Below are 4,528 nucleotides of genomic sequence, written 5' to 3'. Positions count from 1 at the left end.
ACGAAGGCCTGGCCGGTGGGCCCGACTCCGGGGGCTTCACCGGTGCCGCGGGCGAACACCACCTGCACGTCCGGACACTGCGCGGACGCGGTGGGGATCACGGACCCGGCGAGGGCCGACGCGCCGAGGCCCGACGCCGCAACCACTGCCGGAGCAAGGGAACGGATGAAGTGACGTGCGATCATGCCGCCGGTGTTGCCCATACGAACGCCTCCCGAAACTGTCCCTATCGTAAAAAATAACTCGCCGCTTCCTGTATACCGAGGCGCGGCGCGCCGCGCCGGATGAGCGACGCGTGTCGACGCACCAAATGAATCCATTTTGCGCCCGCCGCGGCGCGATGACGTCGCGTTACCGGGCCGGCCGCAAGGGACGGCCACGGCCGGTTCGGCCACCGGTAACACCGCAGATTTAGCTCGGGGACAGAGGCTTTGGGGGTGGGACGTCGTTCGGCGCGACCCGCCCCGGGAGGTCCGGTTGCGATGTCAGCAAGGTCACATGCTGGCAAACACGGGTGCGTCGTCTGGCTTCCTTTATTAGAGTTACGTAAGGGTAATGAGAGTTCATTTAAGTGAGCACGGGGCGGGGAAACACGGAGCGAGGTTGTGAACACGGACCGTTTGGACGCCGTCATCGTCGGCGCCGGCTTCGGCGGCATCGGTGCTGCGATCCAGCTCAAGCGCCTCGGGTATGACAACTTCGTCATCCTCGACCGCGAGGATGACCTGGGCGGCACCTGGCACGTCAACCACTACCCGGGCATCGCCGTCGACATCCCGTCGACCACCTACTCCTACTGGTTCGAGCCGAACCCGACGTGGTCGCGGCTGTTCGCGCCAGGCGGAGAGGTCAAGCAGTACGCCGCGGACGTCGCCGACAAGTACGACGTGCGCCGCCACATGCGGTTCAACACCACCGTCGAGGGCGCCCAATGGGACGAGGATGCGGCGGTCTGGCGGGTGGCGCTGGCCTCCGGCGACACGCTGACCACCCGATTCCTGATCACGGCTACGGGCTTCCTTTCCCAGCCGCGCATGCCGGACATCCCGGGCGTCGCCAGCTTCGAAGGCAAGGTGGTGCACACCACCGCGTGGGACCACGACTACAGTTACCGCGGCCGCCGGATCGCGGTCATCGGGACCGGCGCATCCGCCGTCCAGGTCATTCCGGAGCTGGCCAAGGAGGCCGGCGAGTTGACCGTCTACCAGCGCACCGCGACCCACGTGCTGCCCAAGGTGGACTTCGGTTTCTCGCCCGGGGTGCGGCGCCTATTCGCCCGAGTTCCGGCCGCGCAGCGCGCCCTGCGATGGGTCACCGACGTGATCCTGGAGATCATCATGGTCGTCGGGGCGCTGCACTTCCGGGAGACCCGCGGGCGGGGCAACATTTCCGCCTCCGACCTGGCCAAGATCAACCGGTTCCGGTGGATCCGCGATAAGGAACTGCGGGCCAGGCTGACCCCGGACTACGACATGGGCTGCAAGCGGCCGACCTTCTCCAACGGCTTCTATCCCGCGTTCAACCAGCCGAACGTGCACCTGGAGACGACCTCCATCGAGCGGATCGAGGCCGACGGCATCGTCACCACCGACGGGCGCAAGACCGTCATCGACACCCTGGTCCTGGCGACCGGTTTCGACCTGTGGGAGGCCAACTTCCCGGCCATCGAGGTGGTCGGCCGCAAGGGCCGCAACCTGGGCAAGTGGTGGCGAGAGACCCGCTTCCAGGCCTACCAGGGCGTCTCGATGCCCTACTTCCCGAACTACCTGAGCCTGGCCAGCCCGTTCGCCTTCTCCGGGCTGTCCTTCTTCCACACCATCGAATACCAGATGCGCCACATGGACCGGCTGCTCGGCGAGGTCAAGCGCCGCGGTGCGACGACCTTCGAGGTGACCGAAGAGGCCAACGACCGGTTCATGGAGCGGATGACCAAGAGGCTGGACAACACGGTGTTCTACGCCGGCAACTGCGCCACCTCGCGGTCGTACTACTTCAGCCCCAGCGGCGAGGCCTCGCTGCTGCGGCCGACGTCGACGTTGAACTCGGTGCGGGAAGCGGCGACGTTCCCGCTCAGCGACTACGTCATCGCCTAACGCCACACCCGCCCCATCAGCCCCGGCCGCGGAAGCGGCCGGCTGTTAGCCCGCCTCATAGCGACGATGCCGGTGCGGGGGTTGTCGTTTTTCGGCGAATCTCCGTTTGCTCCCGCAGTCGGCGGGGTAACCGAACAAGGCGCGATCCGTCCGCAACCGATGCGAAAGGCGGTGTGGCCCAATGGAAACACTGTGCCGTTGGTGCGCCTGCTTGGCGGCCCCCCTTGCGTTCGTGTTGGGCAACATGGACGCGCCCGCGCATTCAGTCGCCTATTCGCACGTAGAGCTCTCGGCCGCCGTACAGGTGAGCGACCGCTGACCGACCGTCCCCGCCGTGGACTGCTAGCGCATCGCCACACCAGCCCCTGGCCGGGCGCAAGCGGCCGGCTGCAAGACCGCTTAACTCCCGGGGAGGCCGGTGTGGCGAGCGGGACTGAGTGCGCCCGTTACGCCGGCGGCAGCAGCACCGTGTCGATCATGTACACCGTCGCGTTGGCGGTCGGTACGCCGCCGCAGACCAGGCCCGCGTTGTTGACCCGCAGGCCGTTGCCCTGCCCGGTCACGGTGACGTTCGCGCCCTGAACGGTCTTGTGCGAGCCGGCGACCTTGGCCGGGCTCAGCTGGCCGGGCACCACGTGGTAGGTCAGGATGCTGGTCAGCAACCTGGAATCCGTCTTCAGTTGGTCGATCGTCTGCGCCGGCAGCTTGCCGAATGCGGCGTCGGTCGGAGCGAAGACCGTGTACTGACCGTTGTTCAGCGTCTCGACCAGGTTGACATTCGGGTTCAGCTTGCCCGACAGCGCGGAGGTCAGGGTGGTCAACGCGGGGTTGTTGGACGCCGCCACCGCCACCGGAACCTGCGACATTCCCTCCACCGACGCCGGGCCGCTCGGGTTGGCGGCCGCGTAATCAGAGCACCCGGGGCCCACCAAATCGGCCGCCGCCGCATTGGGAGCGGTCACCACACCCAGACCCAGCATCGCCGCTACCGCGAACCCCTTCGCCGCCACCGACGTCCTGTGTGCCTTCATCGCCTTTGACTCCTTTGGTTGGTCCGACATTTGACAGCGATTCGGAGCCCGAACACCTTCGGATGGGTGCCGGGGCAGAAGTTTCTAGCCGTAGGTGAACGAATACACCTGCAGCCCTTGGTCGGGGTGACCTCGAGGGTTCTGATTGCAGGCGATCGCCGGAGACGATCTGATGTGACGTCGGCGGGCCGCCGATGGCAATGGCGACGGATCGTCCGTCCGGAAGAGTGGGCGGGTGGTCGAAAGTGGTTGTGCCGACGCCGCGGACGGGCCGCGATTTTCCGGGAGTCGTGCGCCGCTCAGCCGAGGGGCAGCGCGGCCAGGAACGTCCCCGTCGGACGTGGGGACCCGGTGCCCGGTTCGACGGTGAACGCCAGGCTGGTGGACGACCCCAGGTTGGTGAGCGTCGCGGTGGTCGACGGCGCCACCGCGGCGGTGCTCATCGTCCCGGCCGACGTCGGCCCCTTGTCGCTCAGCAGCCACATCTGGTAGACGGTCCCGGGTTTCGGCGGCGGGACGTTGTTCATCACCAGCACGCCGGCGTTGCGGTCGTGGGAAAAGACAACGGTCGCAGTGCCATTGCCGAGCGGGCCCGAGACGGTGCGCACGTCCGGGGCCGCGAACACCTGCTCGGCGATCGTGGACGGTGGATGGGGACGCAGCATTATCCCGATGCCGAATGCGGCGGCGCCGACCACCACCGCTGCCGCCCCGGCCCCCAAAAGGGCTGCGCGCCAACCGTATCTGCGTTCGTCTCGTGCGGGTATCGCCGCCAGCGTCGCGGCCCGCAAATGCGCCGGTGGTTCGACGGCCGTCGTCGCCGAGATGACCGCCAGCGTCTCGCGGACGGCACGGACTTCGTCGTCGAAGGCCGCCGCCACCGACCTCGGCGCGGCCGCCAGCCGCCGCTCGATGTCGGCCCGCTCCTCGTCGGACACGGCGTCCAACGCGTACGGCGTTGCCAGCTCGAGCAATTCGAATTCGTTCGGTTCCGTCATGGCACTTCCAGGCAGTTACGCAAGGCACGCAGCGCGTCGCGCATGCGCGACTTGACCGTCGACAGATTCGCCGCCAACCGGTCCGACACTTGGCTGTAGGTGAGTCCGTCGTAGTACGCCAACTGGATACACTCCCGCTGCGTGTCGGTCAACGCGCCCAGGCATTCGGCGACGCGGCGGCGCTCGTCGCCGGCGATCGCCGATTCGGCGACCACATCACTGGCGGGGTCGGCGCTGGCGGCGGCGTAGCGGGAATCCCGCCTGCCGGAAGCCTCCTCGGACCGCACCCGGTCGACGGCCCGCCGGTGCGCGATGGTCAGCAGCCAGGACAGCGCCGACCCCCTGCTGGAGTCGTAGTCCGGCGCCGTCCGCCACACCTCGCAGTAGACCTCCTGGGTGGTCTCCT

4 protein-coding genes and 1 pseudogene are annotated in these 4,528 nt (G+C 67.7%); 1 reads left to right on the top strand and 4 read right to left on the bottom strand.

Translation table 11 applies throughout. The annotated features are described in order from the left end of the window. Positions 1–203: pseudogene (locus A5704_RS01740) on the bottom strand (cutinase family protein); the annotation flags it as partial. 402 nt (positions 204–605) lie between these two features. On the opposite strand from A5704_RS01740, the gene A5704_RS01735 reads away from it, so the two are divergent. Continuing rightward, positions 606–2,093: an NAD(P)/FAD-dependent oxidoreductase gene (locus A5704_RS01735; RefSeq protein WP_067887101.1), complete on the top strand. Its 1,488-nt coding sequence runs from the start codon at positions 606–608 to the stop codon at positions 2,091–2,093. 446 nt (positions 2,094–2,539) lie between these two features. Here A5704_RS01735 and A5704_RS01730 read toward each other — a convergent pair whose 3' ends face one another. The 3 genes from A5704_RS01730 to A5704_RS01720 form a co-directional block, all read right to left on the bottom strand. Further along, positions 2,540–3,073 (bottom strand): fasciclin domain-containing protein, encoded by a 534-nt coding sequence (locus tag A5704_RS01730; protein WP_231968702.1) that lies wholly within the window; start codon positions 3,071–3,073, stop codon positions 2,540–2,542. 350 nt (positions 3,074–3,423) lie between these two features. After that, positions 3,424–4,122 (bottom strand): anti-sigma factor domain-containing protein, encoded by a 699-nt coding sequence (locus A5704_RS01725; RefSeq protein WP_067749616.1) that lies wholly within the window; start codon positions 4,120–4,122, stop codon positions 3,424–3,426. Continuing rightward, on the bottom strand, positions 4,119–4,528 hold a 410-nt coding region (locus tag A5704_RS01720), incomplete at its 5' end, for a sigma-70 family RNA polymerase sigma factor (RefSeq protein WP_067887098.1). The genes A5704_RS01720 and A5704_RS01725, both read right to left, overlap by 4 nt.

Source organism: Mycobacterium sp. E735 (assembly GCF_001666955.1).
In the GTDB taxonomy this organism is placed as follows: Bacteria; Actinomycetota; Actinomycetes; order Mycobacteriales; family Mycobacteriaceae; genus Mycobacterium.
This window is presented reverse-complemented; position numbering and strand designations above follow the sequence as displayed.